Below are 20,022 nucleotides of genomic sequence, written 5' to 3'. Positions count from 1 at the left end.
CGTGCACGCTCTGTGCCCTGTCCAGCACTGCCGTCCCTGCGACATGTCGCAACCGCGCCACCGCGATCCCCGACGACCTTCGGCACCACGCCGACCCGGATCGTCTGCACTTCACGCCCACGCGGCCTGGTTCTGTTCGGGCGGCGGAAGCAGGACCAGAATCGGACCATGACGGCACAGCAGGTGGTGCGCAGGTGGGCTTGGGTAGGCACGTTCGTCATCGGGGCGGGGCTCTATCTCCTGGTTATGGCAGTGCTCACCGACACCGGCAATCCGAACCTCTTCCCGACGTTGATCCTGCTCGGTGCCATGGTGGTGCCGCTGACCTTTGTCACCTTCGCGGCCGGCCGCTCGGGCCGCTGGTTGATCGACGGCCCGACTCTCGGCATCTCGCTGCTGTTCGGCGGAGTCATCGGCGTGGTGGTGGCGGGCCTGCTCGAGTACGACGCGATGCGCCGGCTGGGCGCGTTGCCGATGCTCGGGGTCGGGCTGATCGAGGAGGCGGCCAAGCTGATCGTCCCGGTGATCCTGCTGGTGTTCTTCGGACACCGGTACCGCCACTCGATCGGCGGCGGGATCGTCATCGGGGTCGCGGTCGGCACCGGGTTCGCAGTACTGGAGACGATGGGCTACGCGTTCGTCGCGCTGCTGCAGTCGGACGGCAACGTCGGAGCGGCCGAGCAGACGCTCTTCATCCGCGGACTGCTCGCACCGGCCGGGCACGCGGCGTGGACCGGGCTGACCTGCTGGGGGCTCTGGCGTTTCGCGGTCGAGCCGACCGGCAAGCGATTCCTCGGCTTCCTCGGCCTGTACGCCGTCGCGGTCGCGCTGCACACCACCTGGGACGGCATCGGCGGCAAGGTCACCTACGCCATCGTCGGCGCGATCAGCATCGGCCTGCTGCTCTTCGGCCTGAAGAAGTCCCAGGCCATCGACGCGGCCGCTACTCCCGCGGCGCTGCCTTCCTGACCTATGTCTCCTTGACCGCTCTGGACTGATTGTCCATCGTGGATGTAATGTCCACTGCATGGAGGAGCCAGGACACCGGCTGGGACCGGTGTGCGACGCGATCGCCCGGTTGCTGTCGCCGCACGCGGAGGTCGTCCTGCACGACCCGGCGACGGACGAGATCGTCGGCATCTGGAACCCGCTCTCGGAACGCTCGGTCGGCGATCCCTCGCTGCTCGGTGAGCTGAACGAGCTGACCGCGACCGGTCAGGACGTCTACGGCCCCTACCCGAAATCGCTGCCCGACGGCCGGCGGCTGTCCAGCGTGAGCGCCGTGATCCGCGACGAGAGCGGCAAGGCCGAGGTGGTGCTCTGCGTGAACGTCGACCGGACAGCGTTCGAGGACGCGAGCCGGATCCTGGCCGCGTTCGCCGCTCCGGTCACCGGCCAGCCGCGGGTGCTCTTCGAGCACGACTGGAGCGAGACCCTGAACGACATCGTCGCCGTCTTCGTCCGCGAGCGCGGTGTCGCGGTGGAGCGGCTGACCAGGACTGACCGGCTGGAAGTTCTCGCTCGGCTGGACTCCGCAGGCGTGCTCAGCCAGCGGCGGTCCGTCCCCGTGGTGGCCCGGGCGCTGCGGATCTCTCGCTCAGCCCTCTACCAACTGCTCGGCGAGGCACGGAAGGACCTGATCACCGATGCCGACACTCCCTGACTTCCGGCTGGAGACCTACTTCTCGCGCTGGGAGTTCAGCGCCCGCTTCCACCTCACCGCCTCGGACGCGCAGTCGATGCCGGTGGCGGAACTGCTCGCGCTGGCCGACGACGACGGCCGCGAGCGGTGGGAGTCCCTGACGCTGGGTTACACCGAGACCCGCGGCCTGCCCGCGCTGCGGGAGGAGATCGCCCGCACCTACGACTCCGTCGTACCGGAGGAGGTGCTGTGCTTCGCGGGCGCCGAGGAGGCGATCCTGCTTGCGATGCAGGTGTTGCTGGAGCCCGATGATCACGCTGTTGTACTGACGCCGAACTACCAGGCGGCCGAGACGATCCCGCTCTCGATCTGCGAGGTCACCGGGGTCGCGTTGCGGGCCGAGGACGACTGGGCGCTCGACCTGGACGCGGTGGAGAAGGCGTTGCGGCCCAACACCCGCGTGGTTTCAGTGAACTTCCCCAACAACCCGACCGGCGCCGTACCGGACCTCGAGACCTGGCAGTCGCTGGTGCGGCTGTGCGACGACCGCGGGATCACGCTCTTCAGCGACGAGGTCTATCGCGGGCTCGAGCTCGACCGGCCGTCCCTGCCGCAGGCCGCAGACCTGTCTCCCAAGGCGTTGTCGCTCAACGTCATGTCGAAGGCGTACGGCCTGCCAGGGTTGCGGATCGGCTGGATCGCCTGCCGGGACCGCTCGGTGCTCGACCGGTTGGAGCGGGCCAAGCACTACACATCGATCTGCAACTCCGCGCCCAGCGAGATCCTCGCGCTGATCGGCCTGCGGGCCAGGGATCGCCTGCTGGAGCGCAACCGCGGCATCGTCGCCGCGAACCTGCCGGTCTTCGACGAGTTCTTCGCGCGGTACCCCGACCTCTTCGAGTGGCGGCACCCGCAGGGCGGCTGCGTCTGCTTCCCGCGGTACCTCGGCCTGGACGGTGTGGAGGCGATGTGCGCGGACCTCGTCGACCAGGCCGGCGTGCTGTTGCTGCCGTCGAGCATCTACAGCTCCGAGCTCACCGAGACGCCGACGGACCGGTTCCGCGTCGGCGTCGGGCGGTACGGACCGGCCGAAGCGTTGGAAAACTGGACCACCTGGTTGGAGAAGCGATGAGCCTGGCCGTGATCGACCTGCCCCGGATCGGCGCCGCCGCGTCGCGCGACGTGGTCTTCGACGCCGTGCGCGAGTCGTTGATCGCGCACGCCGAAGGCCGTACCGCGGTGCCGCCGCCGATGGTGCTGAAGTTCCCGGACCACGACGGGGACTGCCACGTGAAGGCCGGCTACCTCAGTGGATCACCGCACTTCACGGTGAAGATCGCCAGCACGTTCGCCTCGGTCAACAGCGGCCTGATGCTCGTCGTCGACGCGACCACCGGTATTCCGGCCGCCCTGCTCGCCGATGAAGGCAAGCTGACGGCCTGGCGGACCGCTGCCGCCGGCGCGCTGATCACCGACGCGATGACGCCGGCCGGCATAGACGAGATCGCCGTGCTCGGGACCGGCGAACAGGCGCTGTTGCAGGTGATCTGGCTGAACCTGTTGCGCCCGCTGTCCCGCGTCCGCGTCTGGGGCCGTCGCCCCGAGGCGGTGGAGAAGCTCTGCGCTGCATTGGCAGCTGAGGGATTCGACGCCCGCCCGGACTCCGCGGGTGGCGCGCCCTGTGTCATCGCGACCACCTCGTCCACCGTTCCGTTGCCCTCGGCCCTTTTCTCGGGCGCCGTGCACGTGACCGGAATCGGCACCGACATGCCGGGCAAGGGCGAGCTGCCGACCGAGGTGTTCGCCGGCGCGCTGGTCGCCACCGACGACCACGAGCAGTGTCTGGACCACGGCGACTTCGGCAACGCGGTACGGGCCGGGGTGATCGCGGCCGACGCGGACATCTCGATCGGCGGGGTACTGCGGGACGGGCTCGGTGATCGTGGTGATCGCCGGACGATCGCGGATCTCACCGGCCTCGGAGTCACCGACGCCGCGGTCGCCTCGGCGGTCGTGCAGGCCCTCTCGGCCACCCGCGCCTAGACCAGCTCACCTCAGCACTCGTCTGACTTGACCACATGGTTAGACCACTCACGCGGACACGATCAGCTGCTGAAACAGTGACCCGTCAGTAGCGTGAGACGGCCCTCGCAACCCATGGACAATCGGTTCCGGACTCAGTACGGTCCGTAACGGCGTCCGCATCACGTCAGACCCGGAGGAGGACCTAGCGTCCTTCCCCCACCCAGTCGGTGAGGTGCTGCCCGCCAGTAGCGCCTCACTGGTGGATGGGCTAGCAGCTCGTGGCGGCTGTCACGAGCTGATGGGGGCCCGTACACCTAGGTGGGGCGGCACCAGCGCAGAGCGCTCGCCGCCCCACCGACTCAATTTCTCCCGCCCCACCCCAACGCCGCGCCGTCCCTGTTCGTCTTGCTACCTGACAGGGAACCGAACAGGACGGTGTTGATGGCTGACTGGGAGCGCGCATTCAAGGAACTGCTGGTAGTCCGCGGCGCCTCGTTACGTGCATACGCCTATCTCCTGACCGGTGAATCAGCTGCGGCCGCCGACCTGGTTCAGGACGCGCTGTTGCGGGTGTTCAGCCGGCTACGGGTGAGAGGCGACGTCGAACAGCTCGAGGGGTACGTCCGGCGCGCGATGCTCAACCAGTACGTCGACGGCCGCCGCCGCGCCAGCCTGTGGAACGCCAGACGCCACCTGCTGGTGGATCCGGTCGCGCACCACGACGAGGACCATGCCCTGGCAGACGAGGTTCGACAGGCCTTGTCCACCTTGTCCCCCAAGCAGCGCGCCTGCATCGTCCTCCGGTACTACGAGGACCTCTCCGTTCTCGAGATCGCAGACCAGCTCGACTGCGCCGAAGGCACGGTGAAACGTCACCTGGCCGATGCCCGGACCCGACTCGCCACCCAGCTCGCCATCCCCGAGGAGACGATGAGATGACCTCCGACGACCTGAAACAGCTCCTCCAATCCGTGGCCACCCATGGCACCGACACCGTCGAACTCGACGAGCACGCCCTGGTACCCCGGATCCGGCGGCGCCGCCACCGGCGTACCGCGGCCGTCGGTGTCGCCGGCTTCGCAGGCGCGGCCGCGATCGCAGTCAGCGCTTATGCGGTACTGCCAGGCGCCGGCACCGAGAGCACCGTGGCGAACCGCGGCGGAGGCACTCAGTCGGCTATCAGAGAGAGTCCCCTCCCGCCGTACAAGTGTGGGGTGACCTTTCCGGCGCCCTCCTCCATCGGCACCCGGGGGGAGAAGGTGACACAGAAGACCATGGCCAGAAGCGCCGACGGCTGGACCGGTACCGTGGAGGACGAGTTCACCAGCCACCTCCCGAAGCCGCTGGTCAATGCTTCGCCCACGAGCCTCTTCGCCGTTGTCCAGAAGAACATGGTGGTTGGCCACGCGGTCCTGACGGTGAGTGGGAAGCCGGTGGTCCTGCAACCGGAGCAGTCCCACACCTTCCGCGCCCGGATCGACATCCGGAGTTGCGACCGGACGTCAGGCGCCCGCTTGCCGGTGGGCTCCTACCTGATCTACCGAGACCTTCCCGCCGACAGCAAGCCGCAGGGCGGGACGCTGAAGGAGGTCCTGCCCACGGCTCAGCTCCAGCTGAAGTGACTGCTGGGTGAGCTGTCGCCTGGGGTTTGCCGGATCGTCGGACAACTTTTGGCCGATCAGACGTTCCATCCGGGCTGAGGACGGGCAGACTGGCCTGCGACGCATTGGTTCCCAACCGCCCCTGGGAGATCGCCGTGCCCGCTCTTCGCGCATCCCGTCCGGTCCTGGTCCTCGGTGTCCTGCTGGCGTTGCTCGCCTTCGGGATCAGACCCTCCGCCGCGGCGACCACCGCCGCCATCACCGTCAGTACGGCGCTGTCGCGGCAGGACGGATCCGTCGCCACCGTCGAGGGATTCGTGGTGGGGCAGCCGACCGCCGCGAACACGGTGATCCGGAGCAACTTCACCGGCGATACCGCGATCGCACTGGCCGACTCGAGTTCACAGACGAGCACGTCGGCCATGCTCTATGTGCAAGTCACGGCGACCTTCCGGGCGCAGTACGGGTTGCAGTCGAACCCGGGACTGCTCGGTACCAAGATCAGCGTGACCGGCACGCTCACGCCGTACTTCACGCCGCATGCAGGGCTGAAGAACCCGACTGCCTTCAGCGGTGCCGGCGGGTCGGACCCGGGCGATCCGCCGGAGCCGGGTGACTACTACGCGAACGCAATCGGCAAGACCGGGCCGGCGCTCAAGTCCGCGCTGCACACGATCATCTCGAACCAGACCAAGCTGACCTACGACCAAGTCTGGAACGCGCTGGAGGACACCGACCAGGACCCGGCCAACGCGAACAACGTGATCCTGCTGTACTCCGGCCGGTCGCAGAGCAAGGGCACCAACGGCGGCGGCGTGAACGACTGGAACCGCGAGCACGTCTGGGCGAAGTCCCACGGCGACTTCGGCACCGCGACCGGCCCGGGCACCGACGTGCACCACCTGCGGCCCGAGGACGTCTCGGTGAACGGTGCCCGTGGCAACCTCGACTTCGACAACGGCGGTACGACGGTCGCCGAGTGCCCGGGCTGCACCGCGGACGGGGACTCGTTCGCACCGCGGGCGGCGGTCCGCGGTGATGTCGCGCGGATGATCTTCTACATGGCCGTGCGGTACGAGGGCGGCGACGGGTTCGCGAACCTGGAGCCGAACAACTCGGTCAACAACGGCACCGCCCCGTACATCGGCAAGCTCTCCGTGCTGAAGGCCTGGAGCGCGGCCGACCCGCCGGACACCTTCGAGAAGCGCCGCAACCAGGTCATCTTCGACACCTGGCAGCACAACCGGAACCCGTTCATCGACCACCCCGAGTGGGTCTCCTCGATCTGGCCCTGACGGTTCCCTGCCGTGGACCGACCCGCGATCGCCTGTGGACAACGAGCGGATCGTGGCGTCGGCCTCATATCTTCTAAGGCATGACGATTCCCCGCTTCCACCTCGCCATGCCGGTCGACGATCTCGCCGCCGCCGCGGAGTTCTACGGCTCCGTGGTCGGCTGCGAGCGCGGCCGCAGTTCCGACACCTGGATCGACTGGAACCTGCGTGGCCACCAGTTCGTGACCCACCTCGCTCCGGCCCGCCAGCAGGCGATCCACAACCCGGTGGACGGCCACGACGTCCCCGTCCCGCACTTCGGCCTGATCCTCGAGATCCCCGACTTCCACGCCCTCGCCGACCGCTTCCGCGCCGCCGGCACCCCTTTCGTCATCGACCCCTACCTCCGCTTCGAGGGCCAGACCGGCGAGCAATGGACCATGTTCCTGCACGACCCGGCAGGCAACGCCCTCGAATTCAAAGCCTTCGCCAACGACGCCGACGTCTTCGCCATCTGACTGCCCCGATCCGCCCCTCGATCTGCCCTCCCCGCGACCGAATCCGCCGACCAGACTCGAGCATTCAACTTGTGGCTACAATCGAGGGAGGAATAGTGACCACAGGAGGTCTGATGGACGTCGGCATCCGAGAGCTCCGCGACGGTCTCAGTCACTTTCTGGCAGAGGTTCGTGGCGGCCAGACCATCACAGTCACCGACCACGGCAAGCCGATCGCGCAGATCGTGCCGGTCAGTGTCCCGACCGCCCTGGAGCGACTGATCGCCGAGGGGAGAGTGACGCCGGCCAAGCGTCGCAAGCGACCCGCACCGACGCCGATCAAGACAGCCGGCCCGGTCAGCGATCTGATCGACGAGCAGCGCAGGTGATCTGCTACTTCGACACGTCCGCGTTCGTCCCGATCCTGATCGACGAAGAATCGACGCCGGCCTGCGCGGAGCTGTGGAATCTGGCCGACGCCGTGACCACGACGCGGCTGCTGTACGTCGAAACCGCGGCGGTCCTGGCCAGGGCTCACCGTTCGGGTCGGGTCAGCACGCCGAAGCTCCGTGCAGCCCAGCGGAGCCTGGACGAGGTCTGGCCCGAGTTCGCGGTGGTCGAGCTCGATGCGGAGTTGGCTCGACGAGCGGCCCAGTTAGCAGTGAAGTGTTCGTTGCGTGGCTATGACGCCGTGCACTGTGCAGCCGTGGAGCAGCTGGCCGACGGCGATCTCGTCGCTGCGTCGGGTGACCGTGCGCTGCTGGCGGCGTGTCGCGAGCTCGGGATTGCGACGGCCGACATCAGTGGTCCGGGATAGCACGGCGACTCGCGGCTGGCGGTTTCGCGTTGGCGATTGGCGATTGATACAGCTTCTGGTGAATACAGTGGCTGATGTACTGTCGCTGCGTGGACACGATCAGTCGGGGTGGGGTGTTGGCTCGGGTCGGGCATGCGTTGTCTGATCCGACGCGGACGCAGGTGATGTTGGTGCTGCACGAGGGGCCCAGTTATCCGGCGGAGCTGGCTGAGCGGATCGGGGTCAGCCGGCAGTCGTTGTCCAACCACCTCGCCTGCCTGCGAGGGTGTGGCCTGGTGGTGGCGGAGCCCGAGGGGCGGCGGACGCGGTACGAGTTGGCTGATCCGAGTCTTGGGACGGCGTTGAGTGAGCTGCTGAATGTTGTGCTGGCGGTGGACCCCGCCTGCTGTCGACCTGACGCGGAGGGCGACTGCAAATGACCGATCCGTCGACTGACCAGCCAACCGGGCCGCGGTTGCTGCCGCTGGTCACGCCGCCGCCCCTGAAGCCCAGTGCTGAGCGGGTGGCGTTGGGGCGGCGGGCTCGGTGGTTGGCGGGGGCGAGTGTCAGCTACAACGTGGTCGAGGCGATCGTGGCGATCTCGGCCGGGGCTGTGTCCGGGTCGGTGGCGTTGGTGGGGTTCGGGCTCGACTCGGTGGTCGAGGTGGCCAGTGGACTGATTATTCTGTGGCAGTTCCGGCATCCCTTGCCGGAGACCCGGGAGCGACGCGCGCTGCGGTTGATCGCGTTGTCCTTCTTCGGCCTCGCCGCGTATGTGGCGGTGGAGTCCGTGCGGTCGCTGGCGTCCGGGTCCGAGCCGGACAGCTCGTCGGTCGGGATCGGGCTGGCGATCGCCTCGCTGGTGGTGATGCCGCTGCTGTCGACCGCCCAGCGGCGTACTGGGAGAGCGCTCGGATCCAACGCGGTGGTTGCCGACGGTACCCAGACGTTGCTGTGTACCTATCTGTCGGCCGTGCTGCTGGTCGGGCTGGTGCTGAACGCGACCCTCGGCTTGTCCTGGGCTGATCCGATCGCAGGGTTGATCATCGCGATCATCGCCCTGCGTGAAGGAATCCAGGCGTGGCAAGGCAAAGGCTGCTGTGCCCCCGCAGGCACGGGCTCAGCGAAGTGCGAAGACGGCTGCTGCTAGGCGAACGCCAGCTGGACGAGCTGGCGGAACGTGCTGGCCGAACGTGCAGGCCGAAATGCGACGACGCTGAGGGTGCCGGCGGGGGGGCGGCACTCAGCTGTCCTGGATCAGGCCGAGGACGTTGCCGTCGAGGTCGTTGAAGGTGGCCACCAGGCGGCCGCCTCCGACGTCGTGCGGGGTCTCCTTCACGGTGGCACCCGCGGCGGTCACCTCGGCCAGCTTCGCCTCGATGTCCGCCACGTGCCAGTAGGCGATCGGTGAGGTCATGTTCTGCGGTCCACCGTTCGGCACCAGCCCGATGTGCTGGCCCTCGGCCTCGAAGCCGACGTAGTAGGACGAGTCGGCTGTCGGCTCCACGCCGAGCAGCGCGGCGTACACCTCCTTCGCCTTGGCCAGGTCGGAAACGGGGTGCAGCACGGTCTTGATTCCCTGGGTGGAAGAGCCGGTCATGGTCGCTCCTGAAGTCGTGGGTGGTCGGACTTTGTGCCCGTGTCAGTCACGCTAGTCCCGGCTCCGCCACCCGTGCTTCTTGATTCCTGACCGGTCTCTGGTCACCCGTCGGACCACGAGATCCAAGGCTGCGGCACTAGGTGTTGATGGTGAAGGTTGTGTTGCCGACCTGGCGGGTTGCCGTGGTGTTGGTCTGGCGGTGACGGCCGGTGCCCTGAGCGACAGTCGGTACTGCGGCGCCGGCGGCGGGAGTCGACGGCTGGGTGATGGCCGGCCCGGGCGTGCCGGGGAGGGCGACACCGGCGTGGGCGGCGGATTGGCCGACCCGGGTCTCGACCCACTCCTGCAGGCCTGGGTCCGCCAGGTTCACCCGTTGGCCGCTCTCGCGAAGCATGCCGCGGGCAACCAATCCCTGGCGCGCGTTGTCCACCTCCTGCCACCTCCCGGGACCGGCGGCCTGCGTCTCGCTCGGCATCGCCAGCCCTCGCGGCCCCCGTACTGCGACCTTCGCCAGCAGGTCTTTCTCCGCGTCGGAGCAGTTGTTCCACGCGGCCTGGTAGAAGACCCGCGACCGGTCGTTCACCTGCGCGGTCGCGTGCTTCGCCACCTCGACCGTGATCCCGTACGGCGGCTGCGCCAACCGCACCGCGCTGTCGGCCAGATCCCGCAACCGGCTCGGGTTACCGTTCGCAGCCTTCAACAGGTTGTCCACAGCCTCAGGCTGATAGGGAATGCCCGCACGACGCAGCGGTTCGGTCACAGCCGGCCGCAGCTCGTCATCCGCAAGTGGCGTGCACTCGCGCAGGTCGAACCGACTGGCGACACCAGTACCGATCCCCGACATCCCGCCGGATGCGGCCATCAGCCTGGTGGCCGCCATCTCACCACCGGCGCCGATCAGGTAGACCGGCTGCCCGTTGCGCTCGAGGTGGGCCGAGAGCTCCGTCAACGCGGCAAGGTCCCGCTCGGACGCCACGTCGAGGTTGTCGACCATCAGCATCACCGGCTGCCGCTTCTTCGCGGCAAGCTCGCCTAGGTTGTCCGCGAGCTGGTTGAGCGTGCTGCCGACACCGTCCCGGCCCGGCGCCTCCCACTGCTTCTTCACCACCGCCTGGACCGGCATGACGCCGAACCGCAGTTCCGCGCCGTTCTGCTGACTCCGGTTGCGCTGGGTCAGGTCGCGCAGGGTCTTCTTCAGCTTGCGGAGGGCGAAGAACCCGTGCCGCTTGCGAAGCCCACCGAGGTCCTCGCTGACAGCACGGACGAACCGGTTCTCCAGCGGCTCCCGCGGCGACGCGTCCACCCGGATGCAGGTCCAGCCGTTCTGCTGCGCGTACTGCTGGGCGCGATCAAGCTCGAGGCTCTTGCCCATCCCCGGGCTGCCGGTGAACAGCACCGAGTTCCCCTCGGGTGGCCGCCGGTCCAGCGAGATCGGCCGCCCCTGCTGGTCGGTCCGGGTCACCATGTACGCCGGACGCCTGGCCGTCCCGAAAACCTGGCTCATCCCTCCACCCTCAGTGGTCCACCCGGCAACCAGGCGACCAGCAGATGAACAGCCCTTCAGCCCCAGTTGAACCGCCGTACCGCGCCGAACGCCGCACTGTGACCAGTCGACCGCCGTAACCGCGCCCAGTTGAGCCGCCCGTACCGCGGACCGGGCCGCGCGCGGGACGTCCGGGATCCGTGGCCGCCGGAGCCGGGCGTTGGGGATGTCGGTTAGCCTACTTAGGTATGCCTAACATTCTCCGCCTGATGTTCGAGAGGACCGTGGTCGCGTGAGCAACCCAGCACCCCGTAACCGCCGCGCGAAGCTGGCGGTCGTCCGCCGGACCGAGCGGATCACCCCGCACATGATCCGGGTGGTGCTGAGCTGTGACGACTTCGTCGACAACGGCACCAGCGACCACTACGTGAAACTGCTCTTCCCGCAGCCGGGCGTGGAGTACCCGGACCCGCTGGACATGGGCGTCGTGCGCGAGCAGTTCCCGTCCGAGCAGTGGCCGACCATGCGGACGTACACGGTGCGCTCCTGGGACGAGGCGAGCCACGAACTGACGATCGACTTCGTCCACCACGGCGACGAGGGCATCGCCGGACCGTGGGCGGCCGCGGCGAAGCCCGGCGACAAGCTCTGGTTCAACGGTCCGGGTGGCGCCTACCGGCCGGACGAGGACGCGGTCTGGCACCTGCTGGTCGGCGACGAGAGCGCGCTGCCGGCGATCGGCGCCGCGATCGAGGTACTCCCGCCGGGCGCGAAGGCCAAGGTGTTCGTCGAGGTCGAGGACGAGTCCGAGGAGCAGAAGTTCAGCGGCTCCGGCGATGTGGAGCTCACCTGGTTCCACCGATCCGGTGCCTCCGGCAACCATGACGGCAACCATGCAGGCAACCGTGGTGACGGCCTGGTCGCCGCGGTCGAGGCGCTCGAGTTCCCGCCCGGTGACGTGCAGGTCTTCGTCCACGGCGAAGCCGGTTTCGTACTGCGGCTGCGCAAGCACCTCTTCGCCGGCCGCGGCCTCGCGCGCGACCGTGTCTCACTGTCCGGCTACTGGCGCCTCGGCAAGAACGAGGACGGCTGGCAGGCCGAGAAGGCCGAGACCGCCCGGAAGGAACGCGCAGCTGCCGGCAACTGACCTCACCCGGAGCCCGGCTCGCACGCCGCGCTCCGCCCCGACCCACCCTGGCTCGACGCCGCCCGCCCGGCCCCGATCTCCGCGGTACTGCGAACCAGTCGCGGGCGGGCGTCGTCGTACGGGGCATGGATGATGTGGCTGATCCGACCTCGTTCGATCGGTTCGCGGCGGAGTACGACCGGTTCGTGAGCTTGTTGCCCGGGCAGCACAGCGCCTGGGTGACCGGGCTCGGGGTGAGGGGTGAGCGGGCGATAGACGTCGGTTGCGGGTCGGGGCACGCGGCGGAACGGCTGGCCGACGACTTCGACCAGGTGCTCGGCGTCGACCTCAGCGAGCCGATGATCGCGATCGCCCGCGAACGGCGCTCGCGGCCGAACCTGGAGTACCGGGTCGCGGATCTGTTCGAGGTGGATGACGAGGGGTTCGACCTGGTCTACAGCCACACGGTGCTGCACCACCTGCCCGACTACCGGGCCGGACTCGAGCAGTTGAAGTCGCTCGTCCGGCCCGGCGGCACGGTCGCGCTGATCGACAACGTCTGCGACCTCTACCCGACGCCGCCGCGGCGGGTCTACACCTGGGGCGCGGTCCGCGGCTTCCCGGCCGAGATCAGGCGGGTCGGGCTGCGGGACGCATGGTTCGAGTTGCGTTTCTGGCACAGCAAGCCGTGGCTCGAGCACCTGCTGAGCGATCGCTACCTGTCCCGCGCGCAGTTTCGTGAGATCTACGACACCGTCTTCCCCGGTGCCGAGTACGACGACCTCGGGTTCGCGCTGGCGATGCGCTGGAGGACGAGCGCGGTGGATGATCCGGGCTCGTTTCGGCGTTATAGCTGAGTATCAGCTACTTACCAGGAGCAAAAGTGAAGATCGGCATCATCGGTTCAGGTCTCATCGGCGGCACCCTCACCCGGCGCCTGACGGCCCTCGGGCACGACGTCTCCGTGGCGAACTCGCGGGGTCCGGAGACGCTGCTCGACCTGCAGGCCGAGACGGGAGCAACTCCGGCCCAGGTCGGAGACGTTGCCAAGGGCGCCGAGATCGTCGTCGTGACGATTCCGCAGAAGGCGGTCCCCGGACTGCCGAAGGACCTGTTCGACAACGCCGCCGAGGGATTCGCGGTGATCGACACCAACAACTACTACCCGCAGCGCGACGGGCGGATCGCGGGCATCGAGGACGAGGGCCGGACCGAGAGCGGCTGGGTGGCCGAGCAGCTCGGTCAGCCGGTGAACAAGGCCTTCAACAACATCAACTTCCAGCATCTGCTGGAGCTCGGCGTCGCGGCCGGCGAGCCGGGGCGGATCGCGCTACCGGTTGCCGGTGACAACGAAGAGGCCAAGGCGAAGGTGCTGCGGCTCGTCGACGAGCTCGGCTTCGACCCGATCGACGCCGGCAGCCTCGCCGAGTCCTGGCGCCAGCAGCCCGGAACCCCGGTCTACGGCACCGACCTCGACGCCGACGGCGTCCTCAAGGGCCTAGCCGAAGCCAGCCCGATCCGCTCCGCAGAACTCCGCGGCTAACCGTCAGAGCGAGCTGGCGGTGGCGATCCGACGGTCGAGGATTTGGGCGATCGCGGCGGCCTCGTTCTGCGGCAGTACCCAGTCGGCACCTTTGGCCTGGAGGATCAACGCCGGGCCAGGGGTGCCGGCCGGTGCCAGCCGTAGCGGCTCGGGGAACCTGAGCCGCTCGGCACCCGACAACGAGACCTCGTATGCCCCGGTGACGGCCGTGAGCGGATAGGTCCGAGCCTTCTCGGCAGGGCTGTCCCCTTCGGCCGTCCTGATCGGCACCCTCTCCACCAGCACGAGATCCGTACGCCGGATCACCAACCGCAGCCGGGTCAGCCCGCGCACCCGGAAGGTCAGCTCGTACGGCGAGTCGGCGAGCTCCGGCACCGCCGGGTGCATCAGCGTCCGCTGTCCGTAGCGGCCGAGGGCGACCCCGAGAATCGCGCCGACGACCGCCGCCGGGACGGACAACGTCGCCAGCCAGCTGGCGTCGAGCACGATCGTGGCGAACGCAGTGAGGAAACCGGTGATTCCGCCCATCCACAACCCGGCGGTGGCCCAGCGACCCGGCTTGTACCGGTGCCGCTGCCGCAAGTACCAGCCGATCGCCAGCAGCGCGAGCGGATCCAGGGCGATCTGCCAGTTGAAGGTATCTGCGCTGGAGCTGATCCACAGCACCAGCCCGAGGAACACCAGCGGGATGCCCAGATAGACCAGCGCCACCACCCACTGCGCCCGCCGGCTGCGTCGCTCCACCTCGCCGAACGACTCGGCCGGATCACCTTCCACTGAGCTCACGGGGAAAACCCAAGCACATCCGCCGGTCGGCCCCTAATGTTCTGAGGGATGACCAGTCACCCGCTGTTCGCCGTACCGGCTCCGTTGTTCGTGACGCTCGCTGATGAACTGCCTTGGCTGAAGGCTGTGCCCGACCTCGCCGCGGGGTACATGGAGCGGTGGAAGTTGCGGCTCGACGGTGAGCCGTTGCACGGAGCCGCGTCCGTCGTACTGCCCGTCGTGCAGACCGACGGGACGCCCGGAATGCTCAAGTTGCAGCCGCTCAACGAGGAGAACGCCGACGAGGCGCTCGGCCTCCGGACCTGGGGTGAGGACTACGCGGTACGGGTCCTGGACGACGCCCCGGACGCGACGATCCTGCTCGAAAGGCTGGAGCCGCGCTCGCTAAGCGACCTCCCCGACGACAACGAGGCCACCCGGATTCTGGCGGAACTCCTCGCGCGGCTGAGCGCAGTACAGGCGCCGCTGGGGTTGCGACGGCTCGAAGACATCGCGCGGCAGATGCTCGCTGACGCGCCCGGTCTGATCCCACGGCTGGCCGATCCGGCCGAGCAGACCCTGGTACGCCGGTGCGCCGCGCGGGTGGCCGAGTTGGTTCCGGAGTCGGGTGATCGGTTGCTGCACTGGGATCTCCACTATGACAACGTGATGGCGTCGCGGCGGCATCCGTGGCTGGCGATCGACCCGAAACCACTGGCGGGTGATCCGTGCTTCGAGTTGTTCCAAGCGCTGAACAACCGGTGGGACGACCTGGTGGCGACGGGTGATCTGCCGCGGGCGATCCGGCGGCGGTTCGACCTGATGGTCGAGGTGGCCGGGCTGGATCGCGAGCGGGCGGTCGGCTGGACGCTGGGGCGGATCCTGCAGAACGTGCTCTGGGATCTCGAAAGCGGGGAGTACGCGGTGGATCCTGTGCAGGTCGCGATCGCGGCGGCACTCGAAGACCCTCGCTCCTGATTACATGATTACATCAACAGTCAGGAGGAGGGGCAGATGACGACGCCGACGGTGTACGAGTGGGCTGGTGGGGCTGAGGCGTTCCGGCGGCTCACCGAGGTGTTCTACGACAAGGTGCTGGAGGACCCGGTGCTGGCGCCGGTGTTCGCGCACATGAGCGACAAGCATCGCGAGCACGTGGCGCTGTGGCTGGGAGAGGTCTTCGGCGGCCCGTCGCGGTACACGGATGAACTCGGTGGGTATCCCGCGATGCTGTCCCATCACCTGGGGTTGGGCCTGACCGAGGAGCAGAGGTCACGCTGGGCGGCGCTCATCGCCCAGTCCGCCGACCCGGCCGGGTTGCCCGGCGACCCAGAGTTCCGTTCAGCCTTCGTGGCGTACGTCGAGTGGGGCACCCGCATCGCGCTCGCCAACTCCCAGGACGGCGCCACCCCACCGCCCGAGGCCCCGGTCCCGCACTGGGGGTGGGGCGAGGCACCCCCGTACCTCGGCTGATCCGAACCGCAACCACCAGTTGGCTTCTGGGGTGGTAAGAGCGGGTAAAGGTTGTGGTGTCAGGTAGCCGTCGGGGGGAGGCCGGGGTGGGGGTTGGATATTGTCGGGGGTTCATGACTACCCCGGTGGCCGGGATGCGAGGGTGAACCACAGTGACCGCTCAGCTCGAGTACCCCGACATAGAGGACAGTGAGGCGCTGCTGTCGGTCCAAGGGTTGTGGAAGGTGTTCGGGCCGAAGGCCGGGCGGGTTCCACATCGGGCGGACCTGGCCAGGCTGGGGCGGGCCGAACTGCTGCAGCGGACCGGCTGTACCGCGGCCGTCCGCGACCTGAGCTTCGACGTCGCGCCGGGCGAGGTCTTCGTCGTGATGGGCCTGTCCGGGTCCGGCAAGTCCACCCTGGTCCGGTGCCTGACGCGGCTGATCGAGCCGACTGCCGGCGGGCTGTTCTTCGAGGGCGAGGACCTGCGGGCCGCCGACGAGAAGCGGCTCCGCACGCTGCGCCGGAGCAAGTTCTCGATGGTGTTCCAGCACTTCGGCCTGCTGCCGCACCGCAAGGTGATCGACAACGTGTCCTATGGCCTGGAGGTCCGAGGCGAGAGCAAGCCCGACCGCCGCCGCCGGGCTCAGGAGGTCATCGACCTGGTCGGACTGAGCGGCCACGAGCAGTTCTACCCCGAGCAACTGTCCGGCGGCATGCAGCAACGCGTCGGGCTGGCCCGGGCGCTCGCCAACGACCCGGATGTGCTGCTGTTCGACGAGCCGTTCTCCGCGCTCGACCCGCTGATCCGCCGGGAGATGCAGACCGAGGTGGTCCGGCTGCACCGCGAGGTCGGCAAGACCATGGTGTTCATCACCCACGACCTGTCCGAAGCGCTCAAGCTGGGCGACCGGATCCTGCTGATGCGCGACGGCGAGGCGGTCCAGCTCGGCACCGGCGACGAGCTCGTCGGGGCTCCCGCCGACGACTACGTCCGCGAGTTCGTCCGCGACGTACCGCGGGCCGACGTGCTCACCCTGCGCTGGATCATCCGGCAGCCTCGGCCGGACGAGCAGCTGGACGGCCCGGAGCTCGGGCCCGACGTACTGGTCCGGGAGGCGACCAGGCTGGTGCTCGAGTCCGACCGGCCGGTCAAGGTCGTATCGGACGGGCAACTGCTCGGCGTGATCGATGACGAGGAGATCCTCGCCGTCGTCGCGGACTCGGGCACGCCCTGATGGCATCCATCACCGGCTCGGTCGAGATCCGGGTACGCCGCCCGCGTCGCGGGGTGATCGTCGGCGTCCTGCTGGTGGCCTGGGTGGCCGCGTGGTTCCTGCTCCGAGGCGTGAACACGCTCAGCCTCGGCGGCCAGGAGACGACCGGACTGCACCGCTGGCTGACCGAGCACCGTGACTTCCTCGGCAGCGGCAACGCGTTCCTGGACGCGATCCGGGTCGCCGTGGACCAGCTCGTCATCCTGTTCCAGGCGGTGATCGCGCAACCGTCGTACGGGCGTCCGGTGCCGGTGATCGGCTGGCTCGGGGTGGTCGCGCTGTCGGCGTACCTCGCGTGGGCCTTCGGCAACTGGAAGGTTGCTCTGCTGGCCGCGGCCGGTCTTACCTTCGTCGGACTGCAGGGCCTGTGGCAGGAGGCCATGGACACCCTGTCGCTGACTCTCGCGGCGGTGCTGCTCGCGCTGCTGATCGGCATCCCGCTCGGGATCTGGGCCGGCCTCTCGAACCGCGCGTTCCGGGTCGCGACGCTCGTGCTCGACCTGATGCAGACGCTGCCGACGTTCGTCTACCTCGCGCCACTGACGCTGTTCTTCGCGATCGGCCCGGCCGCCGCGACGATCGCGACGCTGATCTACGCCGCACCTCCGGTCGTCCGGCTGACCGCGCACGCGATCCGCTCGGTGCCGTCCGAGAGTGTCGAGGCCGCGCGCTCGCTCGGCTCCACCCACGGCCAGACCCTGCTGAAGGTCCTGCTGCCGATGTCCCGCAGTACGGTCGTGGTCGGGATCAACCAGACGATCATGGCCGCCCTGTCGATGGTGACGGTGGCCGCGCTGATCGACGCGCCGGGACTCGGCCAGACCGTGCTGAAGGCGCTGCAGACGCTCGACGTCGGCGTGGCGTTCAACGCCGGCCTGGCGATCGTCGTCCTCGCGATCGTGCTCGACCGGGTGACCACCGCGGCCGGCGACCGGCCCTGGCGTACGGCGAGCATCCGTCGCAAGGTGCTCCTCGGCGTGGGCGGCATCGCGGTGCTGGTCGCCATCTGGTTCTCGCGGACCTACATCTGGGCGGCCGAGTTCCCCTCGGGCGCGAACCTCGGCTCCCGGATCGCCGTCGCCGCGACGGACGTGACGAACTGGGTGCAGGACGTCTTCGGCGGCTTCACGTTCGGCGTGCGCGACGCCGTGACCAAGGGTGTTCTCAACCCGCTGGAAGCTCTGTTGACGGAGTCGCCCTGGTGGCTCGTGGCCGTGGTGGTCGTCACGCTGGCCGCGCTGCTCGGGAGCTGGCAGGGAGCCGTTCCCGCGGCGCTGTGCCTGGGGCTGCTGGTCGTGACCGGCGTCTGGCACGACGCCATGGTGACGCTCGCGTCGACCCTGCTCGCCACCGTCGTGGTGGTTGCCGCCGGCCTCATGCTCGGCGTCTGGACCGGCCGGAACCACCGGGCGGACAGCTGGCTGCGCCCCGTTCTCGACGCGGGCCAGACGATGCCGCCCTTCGTCTACCTGGTGCCGTTCCTGGCGTTGTTCGGCACCAGCCGGTTCACCGCGATCGCGGCCGCCGTGGTGTTCGCCATCCCGGTCACCACCAAGATCGTTGCCGATGGCATCCGCGCGGTGCCGGTGGCGACGGTGGAGGCGGCGAACTCGGTCGGCTCGAGCACCTGGCAGGTGATCAGCAAGGTCCAGCTCCCGGTGGCCCGCCGAGCCATCACACTGGCGGTGAACCAGGGCCTGATCTATGTGCTGTCCATGGTGGTCGTGGGCGGACTGGTCGGCGCGGGCGCCCTCGGCTACGACGTGGCCGCCGGCTTCGCGCAGAGTGAGCTGTACGGCAAGGGACTCGCCGCGGGCCTGGCGATCGTGCTGCTCGGGGTGATGCTCGACCGGATCACCCAGGCGGCGGCCCGGCGTACTCGCAAGTTCAGAGGAACAGTCAGAGGAGACAACCTGTGGTGACCAACAAGCTCCGCTCTGCCGGCGTGCTGACGGCGGTGGCGCTGGCCCTGACCGCGTGTGGCGGTGCGAAGGTGGGCGAGGCGGCGAAGCCGGCGGAAGGTGCCAAGGAGTGCGGCACCTTCAACCTGGCCGTCAGTCCCTGGGTCGGGTACGAGGCGAACGCCGCGGTGGTCGCGTACGTGGCGACCAAGGATCTCGGCTGCAAGGTGGTGAAGAAGAACCTGAAGGAGGAGATCTCCTGGCAGGGCTTCGGCACCGGCGAGGTCGACGCGGTGCTGGAGAACTGGGGCCACGAGGACCTGAAGAAGAAGTACGTCACCGACCAGAAGGTGGCCGTCGAGGTCGGGCCGTCGGGCAACAAGGGCGTGATCGGCTGGTACCTGCCGCCGTGGCTCGCGGAAGCCCAGCCCGAGCTCAAGGACTGGAAGAACCTGAACAAGGCCGCCGCGCAGTTCAAGACCTCCGAGTCCGGCGGAAAGGGTCAGTTGCTCGACGGTGACCCGTCCTTCGTCACGAACGACGAGGCGCTGGTGAAGAACCTGAAGCTGGACTACAAGGTCGTGTACGCCGGTAGCGAGACCGCGCTGATCCAGGCGTTCCGCGACGCCGAGAAGAACAAGAAGCCGGTGATCGGGTACTTCTACGAGCCGCAGTGGTTCTTCAACGAGCTCAAGCTGGTCAAGGTCGACCTGCCGAAGTGGACCGAGGGTTGCGACGCGGATCCGGCGAAGGTGGCCTGCGACTACCCGGCGTACGAGCTGGACAAGATCGTGTCGAAGAAGTTCGCGGACTCCGGCAGCCCGGCGTACGAGCTGGTGAAGAAGTTCAGCTGGACGAACGACGACCAGAACGTGGTCGCGAAGTACATCGCCGAGGACAAGATGCCCCCGGACGCGGCGGCCGAGAAGTGGGTCAAGGACAACCAGTCGAAGGTCGACGCCTGGCTGGGTAAGTAAGCCCGAGCCGGCCAGTAGTACGGCGTGCTCGTACTACTGGTCTGGCGGTCCGGGCCTCGTCGA

23 protein-coding genes are annotated in these 20,022 nt (G+C 68.5%); 20 read left to right on the top strand and 3 right to left on the bottom strand.

What is annotated here, in order from left to right:
• The first annotated feature begins 168 nt into the window (after nucleotides 1-168).
• From EV648_RS18455 to EV648_RS18400, 12 genes are all read left to right on the top strand, one after another.
• On the top strand, nucleotides 169-969 hold the full coding sequence (locus EV648_RS18455; RefSeq protein WP_132292767.1) for a PrsW family intramembrane metalloprotease: 801 nt from the start codon (nucleotides 169-171) through the stop codon (nucleotides 967-969).
• A gap of 58 nt (nucleotides 970-1,027) precedes the next feature.
• Nucleotides 1,028-1,663 (top strand): transcriptional regulator, encoded by a 636-nt coding sequence (locus EV648_RS18450; RefSeq protein WP_132292764.1) that lies wholly within the window; start codon nucleotides 1,028-1,030, stop codon nucleotides 1,661-1,663.
• Nucleotides 1,647-2,774: an aminotransferase class I/II-fold pyridoxal phosphate-dependent enzyme gene (locus tag EV648_RS18445; RefSeq protein WP_132292761.1), complete on the top strand. Its 1,128-nt coding sequence runs from the start codon at nucleotides 1,647-1,649 to the stop codon at nucleotides 2,772-2,774. Before EV648_RS18450 ends, EV648_RS18445 begins: the two co-directional genes overlap by 17 nt.
• On the top strand, nucleotides 2,771-3,685 hold the full coding sequence (locus EV648_RS18440) for an ornithine cyclodeaminase family protein (RefSeq protein WP_132292758.1): 915 nt from the start codon (nucleotides 2,771-2,773) through the stop codon (nucleotides 3,683-3,685). Before EV648_RS18445 ends, EV648_RS18440 begins: the two co-directional genes overlap by 4 nt.
• Nucleotides 3,686-4,108: 423 nt before the next feature.
• Nucleotides 4,109-4,606: a sigma-70 family RNA polymerase sigma factor gene (locus EV648_RS18435; protein ID WP_132292755.1), complete on the top strand. Its 498-nt coding sequence runs from the start codon at nucleotides 4,109-4,111 to the stop codon at nucleotides 4,604-4,606.
• Nucleotides 4,603-5,289: a hypothetical protein gene (locus tag EV648_RS18430; RefSeq protein WP_132292753.1), complete on the top strand. Its 687-nt coding sequence runs from the start codon at nucleotides 4,603-4,605 to the stop codon at nucleotides 5,287-5,289. The genes EV648_RS18435 and EV648_RS18430 overlap by 4 nt, the downstream gene beginning before the upstream one ends.
• 134 nt (nucleotides 5,290-5,423) lie before the next feature.
• Nucleotides 5,424-6,563, top strand: coding sequence for an endonuclease (locus tag EV648_RS18425; protein WP_241995341.1), 1,140 nt, complete (start codon nucleotides 5,424-5,426; stop codon nucleotides 6,561-6,563).
• A gap of 80 nt (nucleotides 6,564-6,643) precedes the next feature.
• Nucleotides 6,644-7,060 carry a VOC family protein gene (locus tag EV648_RS18420; protein WP_132292751.1) on the top strand — a complete coding sequence of 139 codons (417 nt, stop codon included), beginning with the start codon at nucleotides 6,644-6,646 and terminating at the stop codon, nucleotides 7,058-7,060.
• A gap of 95 nt (nucleotides 7,061-7,155) precedes the next feature.
• Nucleotides 7,156-7,428, top strand: a complete 273-nt coding sequence (locus tag EV648_RS18415; protein WP_241995339.1) for a type II toxin-antitoxin system Phd/YefM family antitoxin — start codon at nucleotides 7,156-7,158, stop codon at nucleotides 7,426-7,428.
• Entirely contained in the window at nucleotides 7,425-7,856 is a 432-nt protein-coding gene (locus tag EV648_RS18410) for a type II toxin-antitoxin system VapC family toxin (protein WP_132292746.1), read from the top strand. The genes EV648_RS18415 and EV648_RS18410 overlap by 4 nt, the downstream gene beginning before the upstream one ends.
• Nucleotides 7,857-7,930: 74 nt before the next feature.
• Nucleotides 7,931-8,275, top strand: a complete 345-nt coding sequence (locus EV648_RS18405; RefSeq protein ID WP_132292743.1) for a metalloregulator ArsR/SmtB family transcription factor — start codon at nucleotides 7,931-7,933, stop codon at nucleotides 8,273-8,275.
• On the top strand, nucleotides 8,272-8,985 hold the full coding sequence (locus EV648_RS18400; protein WP_132292740.1) for a cation diffusion facilitator family transporter: 714 nt from the start codon (nucleotides 8,272-8,274) through the stop codon (nucleotides 8,983-8,985). The genes EV648_RS18405 and EV648_RS18400 overlap by 4 nt, the downstream gene beginning before the upstream one ends.
• 93 nt (nucleotides 8,986-9,078) lie before the next feature.
• Here the strand turns inward: EV648_RS18400 and EV648_RS18395 are convergent, their stop codons facing one another.
• Together EV648_RS18395 and EV648_RS18390 are read right to left on the bottom strand one after the other, a co-directional pair.
• Nucleotides 9,079-9,435 carry a VOC family protein gene (locus EV648_RS18395; RefSeq protein ID WP_132292737.1) on the bottom strand — a complete coding sequence of 119 codons (357 nt, stop codon included), beginning with the start codon at nucleotides 9,433-9,435 and terminating at the stop codon, nucleotides 9,079-9,081.
• Nucleotides 9,436-9,571: 136 nt separating this feature from the next.
• Entirely contained in the window at nucleotides 9,572-10,939 is a 1,368-nt protein-coding gene (locus EV648_RS18390) for an ATP-binding protein (RefSeq protein ID WP_132292734.1), read from the bottom strand.
• 271 nt (nucleotides 10,940-11,210) lie between these two features.
• On the opposite strand from EV648_RS18390, the gene EV648_RS18385 reads away from it, so the two are divergent.
• The 3 genes from EV648_RS18385 (at nucleotide 11,211) to EV648_RS18375 (ending at nucleotide 13,587) form a co-directional block, all read left to right on the top strand.
• Nucleotides 11,211-12,065, top strand: a complete 855-nt coding sequence (locus tag EV648_RS18385) for a siderophore-interacting protein (protein ID WP_132292731.1) — start codon at nucleotides 11,211-11,213, stop codon at nucleotides 12,063-12,065.
• A 125-nt stretch (nucleotides 12,066-12,190) separates the two neighbouring features.
• Complete coding sequence (locus EV648_RS18380) at nucleotides 12,191-12,901, top strand: bifunctional 2-polyprenyl-6-hydroxyphenol methylase/3-demethylubiquinol 3-O-methyltransferase UbiG (protein ID WP_132292728.1); 711 nt, start codon at nucleotides 12,191-12,193, stop codon at nucleotides 12,899-12,901.
• A gap of 26 nt (nucleotides 12,902-12,927) precedes the next feature.
• The gene (locus EV648_RS18375; RefSeq protein WP_132292725.1) at nucleotides 12,928-13,587 is read left to right on the top strand and encodes an NADPH-dependent F420 reductase; all 660 of its coding nucleotides are present in this window, start codon (nucleotides 12,928-12,930) and stop codon (nucleotides 13,585-13,587) included.
• A gap of 3 nt (nucleotides 13,588-13,590) precedes the next feature.
• Here the strand turns inward: EV648_RS18375 and EV648_RS18370 are convergent, their stop codons facing one another.
• Complete coding sequence (locus tag EV648_RS18370; protein WP_132292722.1) at nucleotides 13,591-14,373, bottom strand: hypothetical protein; 783 nt, start codon at nucleotides 14,371-14,373, stop codon at nucleotides 13,591-13,593.
• Nucleotides 14,374-14,421: 48 nt separating this feature from the next.
• Between EV648_RS18370 and EV648_RS18365 the strand changes: the two genes are divergently transcribed.
• From EV648_RS18365 to EV648_RS18345, 5 genes are all read left to right on the top strand, one after another.
• Nucleotides 14,422-15,330 carry an aminoglycoside phosphotransferase family protein gene (locus EV648_RS18365; RefSeq protein WP_132292719.1) on the top strand — a complete coding sequence of 303 codons (909 nt, stop codon included), beginning with the start codon at nucleotides 14,422-14,424 and terminating at the stop codon, nucleotides 15,328-15,330.
• Between the two features lie 36 nt (nucleotides 15,331-15,366).
• Nucleotides 15,367-15,825: a group II truncated hemoglobin gene (locus EV648_RS18360; RefSeq protein ID WP_132292716.1), complete on the top strand. Its 459-nt coding sequence runs from the start codon at nucleotides 15,367-15,369 to the stop codon at nucleotides 15,823-15,825.
• Nucleotides 15,826-15,977: 152 nt separating this feature from the next.
• Nucleotides 15,978-17,042 carry a glycine betaine/L-proline ABC transporter ATP-binding protein gene (locus tag EV648_RS18355; RefSeq protein WP_132292714.1) on the top strand — a complete coding sequence of 355 codons (1,065 nt, stop codon included), beginning with the start codon at nucleotides 15,978-15,980 and terminating at the stop codon, nucleotides 17,040-17,042.
• Nucleotides 17,042-19,003 (top strand): proline/glycine betaine ABC transporter permease, encoded by a 1,962-nt coding sequence (locus EV648_RS18350; protein ID WP_132292711.1) that lies wholly within the window; start codon nucleotides 17,042-17,044, stop codon nucleotides 19,001-19,003. Before EV648_RS18355 ends, EV648_RS18350 begins: the two co-directional genes overlap by 1 nt.
• On the top strand, nucleotides 19,000-19,959 hold the full coding sequence (locus tag EV648_RS18345) for an ABC transporter substrate-binding protein (RefSeq protein ID WP_241995336.1): 960 nt from the start codon (nucleotides 19,000-19,002) through the stop codon (nucleotides 19,957-19,959). Before EV648_RS18350 ends, EV648_RS18345 begins: the two co-directional genes overlap by 4 nt.
• The last annotated feature ends 63 nt before the right edge of the window (nucleotides 19,960-20,022 follow it).

Source organism: Kribbella sp. VKM Ac-2568, from assembly GCF_004345365.1.
Taxonomy (GTDB): Bacteria; Actinomycetota; Actinomycetes; order Propionibacteriales; family Kribbellaceae; genus Kribbella; species Kribbella orskensis.
Note: the sequence above shows the minus strand (reverse complement) of the source record. Positions and strands in the feature narration are given on the sequence as shown.

Coding starts and splice junctions, on each gene's coding strand:
- EV648_RS18450 (WP_132292764.1), top strand. CDS start 1,028: ATGGAGGAGCCAGGACACCGGCTGGGACCGGTGTGCGACGCGATCGCC.
- EV648_RS18380 (WP_132292728.1), top strand. CDS start 12,191: ATGGATGATGTGGCTGATCCGACCTCGTTCGATCGGTTCGCGGCGGAG.
- EV648_RS18390 (WP_132292734.1), bottom strand. CDS start 10,939: ATGAGCCAGGTTTTCGGGACGGCCAGGCGTCCGGCGTACATGGTGACC.
- EV648_RS18365 (WP_132292719.1), top strand. CDS start 14,422: ATGACCAGTCACCCGCTGTTCGCCGTACCGGCTCCGTTGTTCGTGACG.
- EV648_RS18430 (WP_132292753.1), top strand. CDS start 4,603: ATGACCTCCGACGACCTGAAACAGCTCCTCCAATCCGTGGCCACCCAT.
- EV648_RS18445 (WP_132292761.1), top strand. CDS start 1,647: ATGCCGACACTCCCTGACTTCCGGCTGGAGACCTACTTCTCGCGCTGG.
- EV648_RS18360 (WP_132292716.1), top strand. CDS start 15,367: ATGACGACGCCGACGGTGTACGAGTGGGCTGGTGGGGCTGAGGCGTTC.
- EV648_RS18440 (WP_132292758.1), top strand. CDS start 2,771: ATGAGCCTGGCCGTGATCGACCTGCCCCGGATCGGCGCCGCCGCGTCG.
- EV648_RS18400 (WP_132292740.1), top strand. CDS start 8,272: ATGACCGATCCGTCGACTGACCAGCCAACCGGGCCGCGGTTGCTGCCG.
- EV648_RS18405 (WP_132292743.1), top strand. CDS start 7,931: ATGTACTGTCGCTGCGTGGACACGATCAGTCGGGGTGGGGTGTTGGCT.
- EV648_RS18420 (WP_132292751.1), top strand. CDS start 6,644: ATGACGATTCCCCGCTTCCACCTCGCCATGCCGGTCGACGATCTCGCC.
- EV648_RS18350 (WP_132292711.1), top strand. CDS start 17,042: ATGGCATCCATCACCGGCTCGGTCGAGATCCGGGTACGCCGCCCGCGT.
- EV648_RS18435 (WP_132292755.1), top strand. CDS start 4,109: ATGGCTGACTGGGAGCGCGCATTCAAGGAACTGCTGGTAGTCCGCGGC.
- EV648_RS18395 (WP_132292737.1), bottom strand. CDS start 9,435: ATGACCGGCTCTTCCACCCAGGGAATCAAGACCGTGCTGCACCCCGTT.
- EV648_RS18455 (WP_132292767.1), top strand. CDS start 169: ATGACGGCACAGCAGGTGGTGCGCAGGTGGGCTTGGGTAGGCACGTTC.